Source organism: Microbulbifer sp. JSM ZJ756 (assembly GCF_044383805.1).
Lineage (GTDB): Bacteria > Pseudomonadota > Gammaproteobacteria > Pseudomonadales > Cellvibrionaceae > Microbulbifer > Microbulbifer zhoushanensis.
On sequence record NZ_JBISER010000009.1, the window covers coordinates 1 to 18,731 of the forward strand.

The 18,731-nt window shown below is 54.0% G+C and carries 14 protein-coding genes; 11 read left to right on the top strand and 3 right to left on the bottom strand.

The genetic code is table 11. The features are described from left to right. The 10 genes from ACH6CX_RS14310 to ACH6CX_RS14355 all read left to right on the top strand — a co-directional run. Positions 1-280: hypothetical protein (locus ACH6CX_RS14310; protein ID WP_396675614.1), on the top strand; the 280-nt coding region annotated here is incomplete at its 5' end. 619 nt (positions 281-899) lie between these two features. Then, the gene (locus tag ACH6CX_RS14315; RefSeq protein ID WP_232941423.1) at positions 900-1,289 is read left to right on the top strand and encodes a hypothetical protein; all 390 of its coding nucleotides are present in this window, start codon (positions 900-902) and stop codon (positions 1,287-1,289) included. A gap of 146 nt (positions 1,290-1,435) precedes the next feature. Then, complete coding sequence (locus tag ACH6CX_RS14320; protein WP_396675616.1) at positions 1,436-1,951, top strand: YcxB family protein; 516 nt, start codon at positions 1,436-1,438, stop codon at positions 1,949-1,951. A 170-nt stretch (positions 1,952-2,121) separates the two neighbouring features. Beyond that, on the top strand, positions 2,122-2,925 hold the full coding sequence (locus ACH6CX_RS14325; protein ID WP_396675618.1) for an NYN domain-containing protein: 804 nt from the start codon (positions 2,122-2,124) through the stop codon (positions 2,923-2,925). A gap of 139 nt (positions 2,926-3,064) precedes the next feature. Then, positions 3,065-3,682 (top strand): RDD family protein, encoded by a 618-nt coding sequence (locus tag ACH6CX_RS14330; RefSeq protein WP_237063152.1) that lies wholly within the window; start codon positions 3,065-3,067, stop codon positions 3,680-3,682. Between the two features lie 217 nt (positions 3,683-3,899). Further along, positions 3,900-4,352 (top strand): hypothetical protein, encoded by a 453-nt coding sequence (locus ACH6CX_RS14335; RefSeq protein WP_237063154.1) that lies wholly within the window; start codon positions 3,900-3,902, stop codon positions 4,350-4,352. 80 nt (positions 4,353-4,432) lie between these two features. Then, entirely contained in the window at positions 4,433-4,912 is a 480-nt protein-coding gene (locus ACH6CX_RS14340) for a hypothetical protein (RefSeq protein WP_237063156.1), read from the top strand. A 326-nt stretch (positions 4,913-5,238) separates the two neighbouring features. Beyond that, positions 5,239-6,696 carry an amidohydrolase family protein gene (locus tag ACH6CX_RS14345; RefSeq protein ID WP_396675621.1) on the top strand — a complete coding sequence of 486 codons (1,458 nt, stop codon included), beginning with the start codon at positions 5,239-5,241 and terminating at the stop codon, positions 6,694-6,696. 323 nt (positions 6,697-7,019) lie between these two features. Beyond that, positions 7,020-7,535, top strand: coding sequence for an ArsI/CadI family heavy metal resistance metalloenzyme (locus ACH6CX_RS14350; RefSeq protein WP_232941416.1), 516 nt, complete (start codon positions 7,020-7,022; stop codon positions 7,533-7,535). A gap of 14 nt (positions 7,536-7,549) precedes the next feature. Further along, positions 7,550-8,170, top strand: coding sequence for a sigma-70 family RNA polymerase sigma factor (locus ACH6CX_RS14355; RefSeq protein ID WP_396675623.1), 621 nt, complete (start codon positions 7,550-7,552; stop codon positions 8,168-8,170). A gap of 87 nt (positions 8,171-8,257) precedes the next feature. Here the strand turns inward: ACH6CX_RS14355 and ACH6CX_RS14360 are convergent, their stop codons facing one another. The 3 genes from ACH6CX_RS14360 to ACH6CX_RS14370 form a co-directional block, all read right to left on the bottom strand. After that, a complete protein-coding gene (locus ACH6CX_RS14360) occupies positions 8,258-8,824 on the bottom strand; it encodes a hypothetical protein (protein ID WP_396675625.1) in 567 nt (188 codons plus the stop codon). Between the two features lie 534 nt (positions 8,825-9,358). Beyond that, positions 9,359-13,258 carry a X2-like carbohydrate binding domain-containing protein gene (locus ACH6CX_RS14365; RefSeq protein ID WP_396675627.1) on the bottom strand — a complete coding sequence of 1,300 codons (3,900 nt, stop codon included), beginning with the start codon at positions 13,256-13,258 and terminating at the stop codon, positions 9,359-9,361. A gap of 540 nt (positions 13,259-13,798) precedes the next feature. Continuing rightward, positions 13,799-16,702 (bottom strand): TonB-dependent receptor, encoded by a 2,904-nt coding sequence (locus tag ACH6CX_RS14370; protein WP_396675629.1) that lies wholly within the window; start codon positions 16,700-16,702, stop codon positions 13,799-13,801. Between the two features lie 337 nt (positions 16,703-17,039). Between ACH6CX_RS14370 and pgi the strand changes: the two genes are divergently transcribed. Further along, a complete protein-coding gene (pgi, locus tag ACH6CX_RS14375; RefSeq protein ID WP_396675631.1) occupies positions 17,040-18,719 on the top strand; it encodes a glucose-6-phosphate isomerase in 1,680 nt (559 codons plus the stop codon). The last annotated feature ends 12 nt before the right edge of the window (positions 18,720-18,731 follow it).

The following is an 18,731-nucleotide window of genomic DNA, read 5'->3' on the forward strand; positions in this document are numbered from 1 at the left end:
AACTATTACACTTGGGTTACTTTTATCCTTATCCGTAGCTTTGAATATCATACAAGCTCGATCTCAGATGAAAGCGTATGACATTAGCTATGGTGATTTAGCCAAATCGCAAACTCTGAATAACAGGATTCTTTCTCTGTTGGAAAGCGGGGAGATTGAAATGGCAAAAATTGCGCTGGAGAGAAAAATTGGGATGAACGAGAAAATACTCTCCATTTGTATGTCAGAAAACTGTTCATCCAGAGCGAGAGAAATATTGAGTGCCAACCCATCACAATAACAAGCGCAGGAACAATCGGCCACTTCGTGGCCTGGACCTCCAAACCGCTACGCGGTTTTCCGGCCTGTGCTGCGAGCGTTAGGCAAAAGTAGCCATGAATTTATCATCAATAAATCAGAAAAATGAAATACGCCTAGAACTTAAAATGTGTGGTTATGCGGACGACGAGGACTGGTTCAAAGAAGTCCGAGTGTCAGTAGACATGAAAGGCCAACACAATAGCGTGCAATCAGATTTTCTTGCATATTTGCGTGATGGAAAAGACGATGAAGTTACTGATTTTATCAAAGGGCTCCATGAGCTATTTGGGTCTAGGCAGGGAAAAGTTGAATTTCACTTAGAATAATTGGGGTCAGAGTAAAATTTTGACACCCAATCTAACCCGCCAGATTAAAGCCAATAATAATTGGGGTCAGATCAACATTTTGGCACTGGATTACTCAGAATAAGAGCGTGCCTTAAGCCTGATCTGGCCACACTTATGTGACTAGCCCTGGGGCTCTTAAATACATACAAAAGAATCACAGGCAACCAGAATCCGATCCTGAGCCCACCGGTACTGGGCACTGCTCCGTACCGCCGGCCCACCAAGACGTTAGGCAAGAAAAAAGGAACTTCCATGATAATTTTCATCTATACCCTACTGATAGTTGCACTGGGGATTGGCAATAAACTTATCTTAGGACTGTCGGGGGCCTATCAACCAGTTGATTTTATAAAAGATCTTCCTTTAATTGTTCTGACATACTTTGGTCTATATGCGATCTGGGGCCGAGCAAGAGGAAAAAGGTACATATCACAGAGGTTCTGGCAGATCTATTTTGTGTTGCTTGTCATTAGTGTGCTGGCTATGCCGCTTTTAGACAAAGATATTGCATCTGCAGCGCAAGAGGTAAGCGTAGTGCAAGCCCTGGTCGGATATTTGGTGGTATCTGCTCTGATGATTCCCTATTTCTGGGGCTTATATAAGTATGCTTATTCTGCCAGTAGCATCTGGAGATCTTCCTGACGAGGCCAAGCAAGGGCACACCAGCGAGCTGGTGTTGGCGGCGTACTGGGAATGTCGTCCCTCGCGGCTGTGTTCCTCGCCCACCAGGGTTGGAGAAGTCCCAAAACACCTTTCTACAATCCCTGGGGCAAGGTATAACTTCAGACATGACAGGCAACCAAATACAACCCGTGGCTCCCGTGCAACCGTTTAATACCCAATTTACGCTATCCCGCGAATACCTTGCCGAGTGTTTCGACCAGTCTTTGCCCCACGGTAAAGGTGCCAAGCCCAACTACCTGTTCCCGCTATTACTGTTTACTGCCGGTGCAGGCTTACTAACGTTCACTGAGCAGCCCAAGGTCGCCGGTTACATGTTGATCGCTTTAGCGATTCTGGAGCTGCTGCATATTCGATTCCGGCGCGCCTGGTGGTTGACACGGCAGATGTGGGGCAAGGGTGCCGGCGGCGAAGTGAAATTAACTGTAGATGATGACGGTATCCAGACCCAGGCAGCCCATACGCAAACAGCGCTATTGTGGTCTGATATAGAGCGCGTCATAGAAACCGATTTGGGACTGATTCTGGTGGCCAAATCCGGCGGCCGGCAGTACTTGTCCAAATCGCTGTTTCCTGCTGATTTGGTGCCCGAGATCATTGCCAGGGCCAATGGAGAAGCTTGAACCAACTCCAGGCACGGCCAGGAGAATTCGTGCACAGCTCCGCCAAACTCGATACACCCATGGATTCAAAGTAGAAAAATAATTGGGGTCAGAGTTGGATTTTGGCAGGTAAGGAATCATTAACCAACCCTACTGATTGAGCGCCCGGAATAACAGGAGCAAGGAAGGCAATGAAAGACCTCGATGACCACAAGAAAATCGCTGTTTTGATCGATGCGGACAATGCCCAGTATTCCAAGGTCAAGGCGATCCTGGACGAGATTTCCGCACACGGCCATATCGTCATCAAGCGTGCCTATGGCGACTGGTCCAGCGACAACCTGAAGAACTGGAAGAAATCCCTCAACGAGCTGGCCATCCAGCCGGTGCAGCAATTCGCCTACACCACCGGCAAGAACTCCACGGATGCCTCGATGATCATCGATGCCATGGACCTGCTCTACTCCAAGCGCTTTGATGCCTTCGCCCTGGTCTCCAGTGACAGCGACTTCACCAAACTGGCCGCCCGCCTGCGCGAGGACGAGATGTTCGTGTTCGGCGTCGGCGAACGCAAGACGCCTATTTCCTTCCGCAACTCCTGTGATGACTTTATCTTCACCGAAAACCTGGGCGGCGATGACGAGCCCGCAGAGTCGAAGGCAGCGGACAAGCAGAAAGCACCGGCAGCCAGGAAGGGCCAGAGTGATCCGGAAGAGCTGATCCCGCTACTCACCAAGGCCTGGGAGCAGTTCCAGGACGATAGCGGCTGGGCCAACGCCTCTGCGGCAGGGAGCTTCCTGAAGCGCTCGATGCCGGATTTCGACCCGCGCTCCTACGGAGCCGCCAAGTTCTCGCAGCTATTGGAGAATTTGAAAGGAAAGCTGGAAATCACGAAAAAGGACGGCAATGGCAACCAGATCGCCTATCGAGTGAAGCGCACCAAACCCAAAGCCAAGCGCCGAACGAGCACATCCAAGGTAGAAGAACATGCGTGACTTTACAATAGAGTTTGCCGATCCAGGCCAGCATTCTGGCTCTGGGCGATAAGACTATTTATCGGACATGTTTATATACAGCCGATATCAAAACTGTTGTACGATAATGAATAATTAAGAATAAAAAGCTAAACAGGCAATGGAAATGGATAGCTGTCCTGATTTCAAAAAATATAACTTCCAGCAGCTACAGGAAGCCTACTCCGGTGTGAACAAGGATATCTACCCGGAACGGGCCCGGGAGATACTGCACAGGATCGAACAGAGAAAGCGCTCCCACCCGGAAGAAGTGCCGGTCCCGAAAGTAGGCACTGCCGGCCGGACCGAGCGTTTGCTGGCTGCCTTTCTTGACGGACTTGTCATTATGGTCGCCTTCATACCGGTGGCCATCCTTGTTGGCACGAAATACGCGGAGAATAACCCGGTGATGTATCCGCTGTTCCTGCTCACATATGGCTACCTCGCCTTTCTATTGATCAATAGTTCACTGCTGCTAGAAAGGGGACAAACAGTAGGCAAGAAAATACTCGGCATCTCCATTCGAGATATGGAGGGCAAGATCCCCGATTTTGATACGCTCATTTTCTACCGGCCTTTGCTCAAGACGGCTTTTGCGGTCTTCTCCCCTTTAGACGTTATCAACAAATTGTTCATTTTTCGGGCGGACAAGCGCTGCATTCATGACCACATTGTGCAAACCAGAGTAGAGTACTTCCAGGACGGTATGAATGGGCATTACAAAGGTATCCGGAGGTGATAGTCCTCGGCAAAAGATGGTCCATGCACTATAAAATCGTATGCCCAAAACCCCGCATGGCCGAAACGGAAGACATGGCTTAAACATGACTGAAGCAATAATCAGCATGGGAAAAGACGACACAAAATCTTTAGCGTATCGCACCTCTTCTTAAATTTTACCTGACAGGATCTTTAGCGCAGCCGTTATAGACGGCCTGCTCGACCACTGCACCACAATGGACATCAAAGAGAAGTTAAGATCACTTAACCGTGGCGATTACGCGTTTTTAACAATAATCATTGTCCTGATGGTAGCACCTGCATCCTTTGCACTATATGTTTTTTATATAGAACTACTCCAGGCCTCATCACCTTTGGAAATCATTTTAATTAGCCTTGCAGTGAGTATTCCATTCATTTTCTTTAATGGCATCATCGCTCTTACCATCAGACTTACACACAACAAAGAAATTAATGAATTGGCGATTAATTCATCACTAATATACGGTATGACTGTCTCGCTCCTGGTTTTATGCCTTGGCGCAGTATTCGCAGAGATTCTAGAGGGAGAATTAACTTCTGGGATTCAAACCGCTGTGGTTATCAATGTAGTATTTTCACTGTTAACAATACCGTTTTACTATGGCTACTCAAGCGAGCCTGATAACGTAGCAACCAACCCCCCCTGATTAAAAGTGGGGCACCACGCTATCCAATAGTGTTCCCCGTATCATCAGAGTAGAAGCTCCGTCATTAAGGACGAAATGAAATGAATATAAAGGATTTGCTTCAACCGAAAAACGCACGGCTACTTATCCTCTGTGTAGCCCTGATAATACTGGGACGATCGGTCTATTATCTAGTGTTCGACACCCCGCTCGCCTTATTTGATGAAAGTCAAAGCCAGGTGCCAATTGATCGATTATTCGATATACAAGTACCCATGGCGCTGATGACGATATTTTGGCCCGTAGTTTTCGCAATCTGCAACTCCTTGCATAAAAACCTGAGGATAAATAGGGAAGCATTTTTCTTTGTCCTCATCGTCCATGCTACTTCCTGCACTCTAGCGGCATTCATCATACTAGCTCAGCCCCACACGTCGATTCCAGGCGGCCTTTATCCTCAGGGTGAGATACCCAAAATAGGGGTTGTAATTTCTGTCCTGGCATTAACGCTTGTATCGACACTGATTTCTAGCATCTTGTATTTGAGAGGAAGATCACTTTTCGAAGCCGAGGCTAACTAGAGGAAGGCGATATAAAGAACTGTTGAGGCCAGGTTAAGATATTGTCCACCAGTCCCGGTTAGTAGAGTCCTGGGAGCAATAATACCAGGGAGGTCAGTGAAGGATCTGGAGGATCCATAAGTAAATCGTCGAGTCAATGTTACGCCCGGAACCGGATGCCCGGGCTGGGCTTCGCAGTTTTTATGGCCAAGCGCCCAGGTTATCCAGGATAACGGCCTACTTACTGAAGTTAGTAGCACCCACACGCAGCAGCCCAGCACAATCTGATCGTGCCAGATTTCTTCCTGCCACAGGCAGGATGTGAAACACCGAAACGGAGAACCAGTGTGAGAGCCAATTTCTATAGCTTGCTCAGCACTTTCCTGCTGTTCGCGCCCCCGGGGTGTGCGGTTGCAATGCCCGCACCGGTAGTCATCCGCGATGTTACCGTGGTCAATGTTGAAAGAGGTATCGTGGAGCCGGGTAAGGATGTAGTTATTCAGGGTGACAAGATCGCGTCGGTGGAGAAATCCAGCCAAGCCACTCCCCGCGGGGCGCAGATAATAGATGGGAGCGGAAAGTACCTGATCCCCGGGCTGTGGGACATGCACACCCATACAGCCTCGGATACCATCAGCAGAGAGTCGATCCTGCCCGTATTTATCGCCCACGGTGTCACCGGGATTCGCATCATGCTCGGTGACTGCCCCGAACCCTGTGCCCGATACGATGCCCCTATCTCGACCATTCGGCAGTGGCAGGCGGATATTCTGGCCAACCGCCAGGTGGGCCCGCGGCTGTCGGCGGCAAGCTTTACCGTCGGTGCCTCGGCGCCTGACCAGGAAGAGCACGATCCATGGAGGCCCGCCACGGCCGAGGAAGCCCGGTCATTCGTGGCAATGGAGGCCGGGCGCGGTGTGGATATGATCAAGGTCCACAACCTTGTCCCGCGGCCGGTATACTTCGCCCTGGCGGAGGCCGCCCGCGAGCACCAACTGGACCTGGTCGGCCACGTGCCCCGCTCGATCACGGCGTCCGAAGCGGCCCGGGCCGGCCAGAAGTCGATCGAGCACCTCTTTGGCATACTGGAGGAGTGCGCCGGCCAATCGCCGGCAATCCGCGATCGCCTGCGGCAACAGCTGAATGGAGATACCGCTTACAGCGCATTGAAGGAGATGGCCCGGCGCTATGATTCCTCACAGTGCCGTAAGCTCTTCAAAACCTTTGTCGAGCAAGGGACCTGGCATGTGCCGACCCTGGTGCTGTACAGGCATGAGCGGGTCCACTCCTGGCCCGCCAACCCTGATAACCGCTATATCGCCGCTCCCCTCCTGGAGGAATGGAAAGACTGGCAGGCGTGGGAACTGGCTTTCTTCGGTGAATCGCCGGACTCCGCATGGCTCCAGGCGGCACTGGCAAGAGTTACTGACGAGATGCAGGCGGCAGGTGTGGGCATACTGGCCGGGACCGATGCCAACTGGTGGGGGATATACCCCGGGTCCAGCTTGCACGAAGAGCTGGCACTGTTGGCAGATGCGGGACTGTCGCCGGCGGAAGCACTGCGCGCGGCCACCCTCAACCCGGCCGCCTACTTCGGCCGTTCCAGTGAATTGGGTACTGTAGAGGCAGGCAAATACGCAGACCTGGTGCTGCTCGAGGCAAACCCGCTGGAGAGCATTACCAACACCCGCCACATCCATACCGTCCTGTTCAACGGCGAAATTTACGGGTCCTCGGCAATAGGGCAACTGCTCAGCGAGGCGGAGCGCTTCGCCTCCCGTACAAAACAACAACCGGAAATCTGAGCGCGGGGTAAATCACGCTTGCGTTACGCGACTCAATTTGTTCAGCGGCTTGCCGCGCCATCACATGATTGCAGCCAGGGTCGATAACGGTCTGGCTCACACCGCCATGGGGCCAAACGACCGGTGAAATTGCCCGACCCTGCTGGCTGGAGGGCGGGGGCCGGCGTCACCCACGCCATGCAGGAAATTCCGGGATAGGCAGTCCCGCCGGCGCAAATATAGACCCCTCAGCCTGGAATTTTGCGACCTTTTCCAGATCTCCCGTCTATAAGGCTGCATCGAAGAGGATGCATTGCTATCTTCAATTTTGACAGGATCAGGAAATGAAGCGTTTTCACGTGCACATCGCGGTCAATAATCTCGCCGGAAATATTACTTTCTACAGCAAGTTATTTGGACAGGCCCCGGACAAAGAGAAACCGGATTACGCCAAGTGGATGCTGGAGGACCCGCCACTTAGCTTCGCTTTGTCTTCCCGAGGCCATGCCATTGGTATCAACCACTTCGGTATACAGGCCGACTCCACCGAGGAACTGTCGGAACTCAGGGCCCTCGCCGATTCCGCTTCTGGCTTTTCGGCTGTCGATCAGGGCGACACGGCCTGCTGCTATGCACGGAGCGAGAAACATTGGACGTTTGACCCCCAGGGGATTGCCTGGGAGCACTTCTACACCATGGCTGATCTCGAGACTTTTACTGAAAGCACCGCCCCCCAGAAGGAAGCCTGCTGTATCCCGTTAAGCGCCACGGGAGATAGTGCAGACGGCCACGTTGACTGCTGCCTTCCCAATGAGGCGGGCACAGGCGAGGCAGAGTGCTGTAGGCGAGGTTTACCTTGATGCCGCAACAGCCCATGGAAACTGCAGACGTGGCCTCTTCAGGGCTGCGTCACAGCCTGAGTCGCTATCTTCGCCGGCGCCTGCCCGATCATGCGCCGGTGGAGGACCTGCTTCAAGACCTGCTTGTCAAGGCCCTGGCCGCAGACCGGGATGGCAGGGAGATAAACAACCTGGTGGGCTGGCTCTACGCCGCTGCCCGCTCTGCGGTGGCGGATTACTATCGCAGTCGGGGCGAGAACATGCAGGAGCTCAAGGAGGGTTACCCCGACCTGGAACAGGAGGATATCAGCCTGCACGCAGAGCTGTCAGAGTGCCTGATGTCATTCGTTGCCCAGCTCCCCCCCTTATACCGGGAGACTATTCTGGCAAGCGATATAGAAGGTGAGACGATGCCTGCGATCGCCGCAAGAATGCAGGTCTCAGTCTCCGCAATCAAAAGTCGGGCCAGCCGTGCGCGTGGCATGCTCAAGAGAAGACTGTCGGCCTGCTGCCATATAGAAACGACTGGCGGCCTGGTCAGTGACTACCACGCCAAATCAGAAAGTTGCTGCGGGAGTGAGAAGCCTGTATCGAGGATCAATCCAGGGATGGCGACATTACGGAACCCGCATCAACCAACGAAGAATACTGGGTGACCCTGCTATTGGTAGATAAAAGTCCTGACGTTGAAGCAACCAGGCAATCCCACACGAGTATTCTTCAGTTCCATCGCCTCTTGCGTATTACGCGGTCGTTTTCTTTGCCAGAAAAATGGTATGCCGCGCCCCCTTTCCGGGGCGCTCACGCACGGTCTTGACCTCGACCCTGAAGCCGGCCTTCTTCAACCGGTTGACATACATGCTGTCGGGCCCTGCCGAACATACTGCCAGCATGCCGCCCGCAGTCAGGCTCTCGTAGATACAGCTGGTGCCCTCAAGGGAGTACAGCCAGTTGTTGTCGCTCTGGGTCAGCCCCTCGGGGCCGTTGTCCACATCCAGCAACACCGCATCGTATTCACTGTCACCCCTCTCCAGCAGCTCCCGCACATCGCCGATATGCACCCTGGTGCGGCTGTCATCCACGGGCCGGCCGGCACAGTCGCCCAGGGGGCCGCGGTTCCACTCCACCACCTCGGGGATCAGGTCGGCGACGATCACCTCGGCGCTGGGCGGCAGTACCTCCAGGGCGGCGGCCAGGGTGTAGCCCATGCCCATGCCGCCCACCACCACCCGGGCATTCTCGCTGGTCTTCAGGTGGGCGCAGCCCAGCAGCGAAAGCTCCCGCTCACTGTTGAAGCGACGACTGTTCATTAATTCGCCACGGGGACCGGACGGAGAACTCCTGGTCGTCAAAGAGCCAAACCGCAGAGTGCTGTAACAAGTACGACTAACGCCAACAGCACGCCGAAATGGACGAATAGGTATCCGCATGCCAGGATGCTCCGGTCGAGAGCGGCAATGGCTATGAATGGGATACAGTTGCCTCACTGCACGCAGCCTGAGGAGGGCTCCCGGACCAGTAGGGGCGTAACCTGCACCAGCGAAAGAAGTCAGCTACAGAACCATTGGCAACACCCGGCGCCAAAACGAGCTTCAGGTGGTTTCGTGCGGATTAAGTGACCGCGACTGTCTCCATCTGTTTATAGCCCCATTGTTGGTTGCCAACATGTCTATCTCCCAATTTTGACAACCGTATCCGAAGGATACGACCCGGCAGAGGCTATATAGCCTGAAAAGAGCTCCCCCCGTGAAGTACCTGCACCCGCACTGGAAGCCCATAAAAAAAGCCGCAGCGAATCCATCCGCTGCGGCCCCATTTTTGACCGGTTATTCGACCGGGTGTCGTTACTGATTCAGCGACTCGTAGTAAGCAGAGCGATCAATCAGCAAGTCACACACGGGCTTATGCAGGTCAATATGGATAATATTACCCTCCTTGTTCGCACCCGGGGCACCAGTTTCAGTGAGCAGCTGCTCTTCCGGTGTCATTGCACAGTACATCTGGAAGCCGTCGTTATTGGCCGTCCAGCCGCCGGTTGGCTCACCATAGGGACCAGCGCACCACTGACACGCATCCAGCGGCGTCTCGCCATTGCCCCACTCCAGGCCGGAGAGCTGCCAGGCGTGCATACCGCCAATGGAATCCTTGTTTTCCTCGGCCCTCGCATACCAGTCAACAAACTTCTGGTAACGGGTCTGCAAGTCTTCCGCAACGCTCGCCTCAGATGCGACAGGCCAGCTGAACTCGCCGATGTAGGTCGGCTTGTTAAGTACGCGCCCTACTTCCGCAAGCTGGTCGATATTGGCCAGGGTTTCTGCATCTGACATATTCCACCAGGTCGGGTACAGGTGCGCGCTGATCGCATCGATGGTGGGCAAGTCATTGACGTACTGGATAAATTTGAAGTCATCCCCGGTACCATTGTGGCCGAACGAAGACTCCGCGCCGATGGACACCAGGTGATTAGGTGCTAGCGTCTTCAGCAGGCTGGAAACATCACTCGCCCATGCCTTGAAGATCTCGGCATCACAGCCACTGGAACAGCGCGGCTCATTCGCCAGCTCCCACATCATGATCGCAGGATCTTCAGCGTATGTGTAACCAGTGAGCGGGTTGTGATGCTGCAACAGCTCAGTAATAAAGGCCTTGAACTTCTCCACCGATGACGGCGTGGAGTAATGCGGGGCACCATAGGAGTCCAGGTTGCCGAAGTAGTCCCAGTGATCCGCCAGAGAGAGCACCAGCTTGATGTCGTATTGATGCGCCAGAGCGACATAGTTGTCGAACAGCTCAAAACTGCGATCGACGATAGCCTGCTCTTCTGCGGTACGGTTCGCTTTGGTCAGCAGGAACTCACCACCGGATTCCATGTTGATACAAACACCATCATGGGTTTTGGTGTCGTTGCAGAACATCCAGGTCCGCACCGAGGTCATACCCAGGAAGTTGGCGCGCTTGAAAAAGTCCTCCGCCATGGGTTCCGGCTTGTACATCAGGTAGTACTGGTTGGAGCCATTGAAATAGAACGGCTTGTTGCCCAGCACAAACTGTGAACCCAGGGTATCGACATAGAATGGACCGGGCGCTTCACCCACCTGTACTCGCATAGTTTCCGTGAGACTGGTTCCGGCGACACCGAACTTCAGGTCATAAATGCCATCACCCGTGGTGGGAATTACCAGCGGGCTTGCGCCGCTATAGGCTTGGGTGCTGCCACCATTAACTGAATAGGTCAGGTCCCCACTGGCATCCTTGCTAAAGTCCACAACGATATCAGAACCACTGGTCAAGCTATCAAACGACTGCGGGCTTGTAATGTCGAGGCTGCCACGGAAGTTAACACACAGGTTGTGCAGGCTCGCCCAACCCCAGTCGCCGTCGCGGGTGATCATGCCGATACGATGCACGCCAGCGTCCAGGTTGTGGATGAACTCCATATCCTGAGGACTAGTTGGCGAGACATCCGGCCACACCATGTTCGACCTGCCATCATCATTCAACATATAGGAGACGATCTTGTCACCGCCTTCTGTGCTGTACGTGAGCAGAACCTGGTATTCCCCTGCTTTATCCAAGCTGACGGTCCAGTAACCTGCACTACCGACGTTACCGACAATTTTAGCTCGTCCTTGTTCGATCTTGGCGCCACCCTCAAGGGTAATGGTACTGAGATCGAAGCAATCACCGGTGAGCGCGTCCATCGCGGTTACCGAGAATTGGGCACTGGTATCGCCGTGTACACTGCTGGTGAACAGTGCCGAATAGCTAACGGTCTGGCCGCCAGTCAGAGTGGCAACGTAGGGTTCATTCAGGGTAAGTACATCCGCGCTATAGCTGTAGTCGCCGGTTTGCAGCGCGACACCATCTGCTTCAACACCCGCGAACTCAAAAGATCCCGCAGTCAGGTCAAAACTCAATGCGGTGGGCGCAGAAACATTCACAGTCTGGCTGTCAGGAGAAATAGACGGCATCACCATTGGTGGAGTGTCTACCCGCAGCTCGAAGGGTACAGACTCACTGCCCAGATCTGCGTCATTAAAGCCGGCTGTCAACGCATAAGTGCCTACCGCAAGGGTGCTGATGTATCCAGCCTCCAGCGTCAGGGTTGTACCACTCAGGGTGTAATCCGACCCCTGAACCAGAACCGTGCCGCCATTATTCACACTGGAGAAGCTGTAAGAGCCACTATCAATGCTATAGCTGGCGCTGGCACCAGAGCCCGCTTCCACACTGACGCTGGAAGGAGAAACCGATGGCATAACAACCGGAACACTGTCTATGCGCAACTGGACAGACAGGGACTCACTACCCAGCTCGGCATCGTCAAATGCGGCGGTTAGGGTATAGCTGCCCACTGCCAGGGTGCTGACATAGGCCGCGTCAAGAACCAGGCTTGTGGCGGTGACGGAATAATCCGTACCCTGCTGCAATACGGTTCCGCCATTATTCAAGCTGGAGAAACTGTAAGAGCCGGCGTCCATGCTGTAGCTAACACTGTTACCAGAGTCGACCTGAACACTAATGCTCGAGGGAGAAAGCGAAGGCATGACCACCGGCTCGCTTTCTACCAGCAGCTCAGCGGATACCGCGCTAGTGCCAAGCTCGGCGTCTTCAAAGTTGGCTGTGACCGTATAGCTGCCAGCGGCAAGCATACTGACATAGGCTGCTTCCAGAGTCACGTTCGCCGCGCCTACTGTGTAGTCGGTGCCCTGCTGCAGGGTGGCACCATCAACGCTCAGACTCGAGAAACTGTAGGACCCTGAATCCAGGCTATAGCTCACGCTGCTGCCGGAACCCGCCTGTACCGTCTGGCTGGCCGGGCTGATCGTGGGGTCAACCGGGGGGTCGGTTGGATCATCCGGTGTAATTTCTGACGAGTACACCCGGACATTATCGAGAAAGATATACCCCCAGTTACCTTCACTACCGTCTACACCAATCACCTGATCACCGGCGCTCATATTGGCCGTGATGGAAACGGTTTGAATGGTGTCGGTTTGCGGCGTCATCACCGACTGGGTATTGCCACCGACGTAGAAGGTATTGGTTTTTTCACCATAGGGAGCGGTGTAGTCAAACTCGACCACATATTCCCCAGAGACAGGCGCATAATAGAGCCACTGGGCCTCGCCCTTTTTGAGCTCGATCTGGCCATTGGTAAGCACGGAATCATACGTGAGCACCGCATCTTCCGGAGTCAACGTGGTCACTTGATGCGTTACATCCACCACGTCGATGTCGACCATCAACGGCGCAGCAGCGGCGAAATTGAGCTGGAAACTATAGTTGCCTACGCCCAGTGCACTCAGGTAAGTCGCCGCAAAGGTGAGATCGTAGCCATTGAGACTATACGCACTTTGATCAAGCGTGTTCGCCTGTGTGATGTTGTCTACTGACAGGAGTGTGTCGCCATCCGTGTTCAGTGTGAATACAACGTCACTACCACCATTGATATTGAAAGAACGCGATAGCGGCGAAGCTACCGGTATAGGATCAGAGGGCTCCCCGTTGTCACATTCCTCGAGGAACTCCCAAGGTCCCCATTGATCCGTCCGGTCCGGGGGCGTTCCCTTTACCCACCACTTAGACTTGAAGTGGGCACTCTCATAGGTCACAGATTCATGTCCCGTGTACTGGAGTTCCGGATCCCAATCCGGCTCTGTACACGCTGCGGCATGAGCACCAACAGGTGTGGCCAACATCGTCGCAATCAGCAACGAAAGGCCATTTCTTACTTTTATCATTTCACTCACCATCATTTTTATTGGCATTTCAAGAGAGTGAGTTGACTGTTAACTGCGACCACTGTCGATTGAACGCACAACGGCGGCACAAGCGAAAACTGACTGCCCAGCAACTCTGCGACTCGCACAATGCAAATCGCGGATCGCGACGGTGCTACCGTCGCGCAATGTGACGGGGGAACGGTTATTGCCCCACCCGACCATTGTTTTCAGGCATCGGCCACCCGCCCTCTGCACAGGAATGCGCACAAGAAAAGAAATCGGTGACACGAAAATTTATTTGATACGAAATTAAACGCTGCTGTATTACAGGCCCTATTTCTTATTCATAGAACAGAGCGTCAAAGAGGTCCGGCTTCCTAAACCTGAAAACCTATAGCCCTGAAATTATTATTAGAATAATTCTTCAAAAATGCCTCCGGATAACCGGAGGCCAATAACGAGAGTCCAACGACTTCGAAAGGGAGAGACAGGGCCACACCAGGTGTGGCCCTGAGGACTGCCCACGCCGCTCAAACGCAGACAGCCCTAGCACATCGATCAGAACTTGGCGCGAACACCCAGTGTATACCGCGGCTCATAGGCATTTTGCCAAGCCTTCTGATCTTCCCACTGGAGGTAGTATTCCTCCGTTTCTCCTGTGAGATTGGAGCCATTTAGATAAACAGTAACATCGTCATTGATATCGTAACTGACGGAGGCATCCACATAGGCAGTGGGCGCTTGCATCAGTGTCAGGCCTTCAGTACCCCACACCTGATTGAATGCCACCACTCGCTCGCTGCGATAGTTGTATGCCAAGCGAGCTTGCAGACGTTCCCCCTCGTACCAGCCCACGAAGTTAGCCAGTCGCTCGGAATTGTCGGCGAATGGAAGATCTTCACCGTCAATATCCTTATTGCCTGAATCACTCGGCGAGTAGGTGTAGTTCGCATCCACACCAAAGTTACTCCAGACACCGGGCAGGAAGTCGAATGCCTGCTTGAAGGAAAGCTCAAGACCCGAGAGTTCACCACCATCACCCTGCACATTGGTCTGAACATCGGTACTGCGGCGCACTACGCCATCCTGATCGGGAAGGTCCATGGACACAGAGCCACGCTCGATGAAACTCTCAATGTCGACAAGGAATAAACCGGCACTAACCATTCCAGAGCCGATGTAGTACTCGAGCGAAAGGTCGAAGTTATCCGCACGCCACGGATCCAGATCCGGGTTGCCGTTAGAGCTGGCAGAAATAACCTCAAATACACCAGTATCCGAATTGATGGCGTAGGTCGGGGAAAGACCACCGCCCCACTGCTCCAGATTCAACGGGGACATGGTTTTGGCGTAGGCGGCGCGCAGTTTGACATCTTCACGCAGATCGAACGCAAGATTTAGAGAGGGCAATACATCCGTGTAGGAACGACTGGTAACAAACTCACCATCATCCACTTCCGGGGCACCGTAGCCCCGCGAATTGCCCACAATACGCTGACCAACTTCCAAGTCGGTTTCTACTACACGCAGACCAAAGTTACCGGTTACCGGCACGCCTACTTCTGCGGCAAAATTTGCCTGAACATATGCGGAGGTTTCCTGCAGGTTCACAGCGTAGGACTGTCCCGGGATGATGCCACGCTCATTGTTCGGATATAGCGAGTTATGGAAAGCCACTACATTGTCCATGGCTTCCGGACTCAGCGCGTAGACCCCCGGGATACCGGTAGCACCGCCAAAATCGGTCACCCACTGAACATCTCCACCAAAGGAGGAGAGCGGAATCGGCACACCTGCCGTATAGAAAGTACCGTTGTCATCACCGAAGGAGCAGGAACTGTCACTCATTACTACGTCGGTTGCCTTCCAGCGCACCAGGCAGCCATTATCGCCAATCGGCGCCAACAGGTGATATTGCTCGTTTTCGGCATCCCGATCGGAGTAGCGCACACCACCGTCCACTGACTGGAGGAAACCGGCATCATCAAAGTTGAAGGAACCATCAAACCGCGCAACGGTCATTTCCCCATCGCGCTCGTAGTTATTTTCTGAAGACAGGGCGCCTACCGCGTAGCTATCCAGGTTTCTCACCAGATCTGGCACACCGCTCCAGCGCGGTGCGTCGCCGCGGTAATCCACCACAATGCTCTGGAATGGGTCGGAGTAACCGCCTGGGTTACTGGCCTGAGCCCCACCCGGGTAATTCGGGAACTGCACACCCCACTGACTGCCATCCGCCATGTCAATGTCCATGTAGCTATTGAGGTTGCTCTGCTCTGCTCGCCCATGGACCAGTCGGGCGCCGCCGGTAAAGGCACCACCGTTGTCGTAATTGAGTTCAATGTTGATATTGCTAGACTCGGAAACCGTTCCTTTTACCTCGGAGTAGGACTTAAGGCGGCGCCCATCTGCCTGATAAACCTGTGTGGCCTGGATGCCATCGGCACCTTCTCTGGACTCAAGTGGTGCGGCCCAACCCCACTGCTGCCACTTGTCAGAAATGGCAATACCTGCGCGGCGGTCTTTTTCATCCATATCGGTGAAGAAGAAGTCGGCAGCCAGACCAAAACCATTCCCGAGGTCAGCCTGGAAGGAACCGTTAAGACCAAAACGCTCACGCTCGGCAAACTGGTTGTAGGCGGTGTGCCCCTGATAAGCGACAAAGCGATCATCGATGTCGCCGTCGCCATTCACATCAGTACCTTTATAATTCCAGTTGTCCGTTTCACTGCCCGCTTCGGGAGGCATACCGGACCAGCCCGCATCGGAACCGCCACCGGCCATACCGTTGTAGTAGTTCGCCAGGTTTACATTGGCGACGGATGCGGACAACAGCACCCCAACCTGATCGTTATTCCACGCAAACAGCCCTGACATCGAGCTGTCAGTTTCGCTGGAGTCACGGCCAGTCTGCCCTTCGGCAGAAAAAGATGTGGTGGTTCCACTGTCAAAATCCATCGGGCGATGGGTACGCAGATTCACCATACCGGTGATACCACCGGAGAGTTTTGAGGCGGTCGGCGATTTGTACACATCCGCACCGGCAAATAGCGGCGCTGGGACATCATTGAAATTCGGCTGTACCGTGGTTACCGAGCCGGCTCCGAGGTAGGACTCGCCATTCAGCGTGGTCATTACCTGAGGCATGCCACGCACGTTGATCGCCCCACCCTCACCGGCCGAGCGGCGAACCTGAACACCAGTGATACGCTGCAGCGAGTCGGAGATGGTGACATCCGGCAGCTTGCCGATGTCCTCCGCCACGATTGAATCCATGATGGAAGTGGCGTTGCGCTTGGTATTAATCGCAGTTTCCTGAGACAGTCGAATCCCCTCCACCACCACTTCTTCAATTAAACCGGACCCTTCCTGTGCGAACACAAACTGAGCACCCAACAGCCCATAGGCCGCAACGCTTGTAGCCAGAATCGCTTGAGCAAACGGCAGTTCTTTTGCCAGCATTTTGTTTTCCCTCAATTATTATCGTGTAGTGACTGCGCGCCACGGGGGCGCGGCCAGGGCGAACGACCACTTCGCCTCGCCGTCATTGCGACAGGGACAAGCTCGCAATGTAACCGGTTACACAAAAAACGTGACAATTTGATCATCCAGCTCAAGTTGATGTAACCGGTTCCACTTCAAGATATTACAAGCACCACCCGAGTGCAAACTTTTTCCTCCCTTGCGCCAATAAAAGGCAAAAATTGACGCCAAAAGATGTAACCGGTTACACACTGTGGTTGAATAGCATGCTGCCCCCCCTCTGAAGGCATCAGAAGTGCCGGGGAATAAGTTCCAGATGATACAGACCGAGGTAATCGTGAGCATTCCAGAAACAGCCACTCTAATGCAACAGCTGAGTGCAGAAAAAAAGCGACTCTCAGACACAGCGATGACAACCCTGTTCGAGCTCGACCCTGATCGCGGGCGGGCACTGCAAATACAGGCTGCGGGGCTGTATTTGGACTTCTCAAAAAATAGGATCGATCAGGGCGCAATGGCGGCTCTCTTTGCACTTGCCCGAGCCCACGAGCTGGAAGCGCGTAGAGACGCGCTGTTTCGTGGAGACCCGATCAACACCACCGAGCAGCGCCAGGTGCTGCACCCGCTCCTGCGCGGGGCGATACCGGGGCAGGAATCCCTGCGCGCTCAGGTCGACGAGACCCTCGCGCGCATGCAACAGTTTGTCGATGGCGTGCATAGAGGTAGCATTACCGGCGTCACGGAAAAGCCCTTCCGTACCGTGATAAATATCGGCATTGGTGGTTCACACCTGGGCCCTGCCATGGCCTGTCGCTCACTGAAACCCTATGCGAAGCGAGATCTGGAGGTTCAGTTTGTCTCCAATGTGGACGCCAGCGATATTTCGGAAAAACTGCGCAACGCTGACCCTGAAACTACCCTGTTTATCGTCGCCTCCAAAACCTTCACCACCCAAGAGACTCTTGCCAACGCGTACACAGCGCGCGACTGGCTGATGGAGAAGACCGGGCGTCTCGATGCCATCGGACACCACTTTGCCGCCATTAGCACCGCCACCGACAGGATTGCGCAATTTGGCATCCTTTCCACACACACTTTCCCGATGTGGGACTGGGTTGGCGGCCGTTATTCTATCTGGTCAGCCATCGGCCTGCCCCTCGCGCTGGCGGTCGGTTACGAGCAGTTCACCGAGTTTCACCGGGGAGCAGCGGCAATGGACCAGCATTTTCAACAGGCTCCGCTGGAAGAGAACATGCCGGTTATTCTGGCGTTGTTAAGCTTCTGGTATCAGCGTTTCTGGGGCGCGGATACCCAGGCACTACTGCCCTACGATCACTATCTGGGGGACTTTCCCGGTTACGTGCAACAGCTGGATATGGAGAGCAATGGAAAATCTACTTCACTGCAGGGTGAGTTTCTACACCAGCCCACGTCTCCCATCATATGGGGAGCCGAAGGCACCAACGGTCAACATTCATTTCACCAACTTCTACACCAGGGCAATCTGCTGATTCCGGTGGATTTCATACTGCCGTTGTGCTCCCACAACCTCCTCGGCAACCACCAGGATCTGCTGGTGGCCAACTGCCTGGGGCAAAGCCGTGCGCTAATGGTGGGCAAATCACTTGAGCAGGCGATCGCCGAACTACTCGAGGCGGGGATGGAAGAGACCGCCGCGTCAGCACTGGCACCGCACAAAACCATGCCCGGTAACCGCCCCAGCAATACCCTCACCATGGATGCGCTGACACCGGCATCCCTGGGTGCACTGATCGCACTGTATGAGCACAAAGTATTTGTACAGAGCGTTCTCCAGAACATCAACGCATTCGACCAGTGGGGAGTAGAGCTGGGGAAGCAGATATGCGCCGCCCTGGTCCCCCACCTTTCCAACGAGAACGCCTGCGACGCTTTTGATAGCAGTACCAACCGCCTTTTGAACCGCTATCGTAGTACGAGAAACATGTCGGCTGACAACAACCCAAAAAACCGATGAGAGAGTTCCATC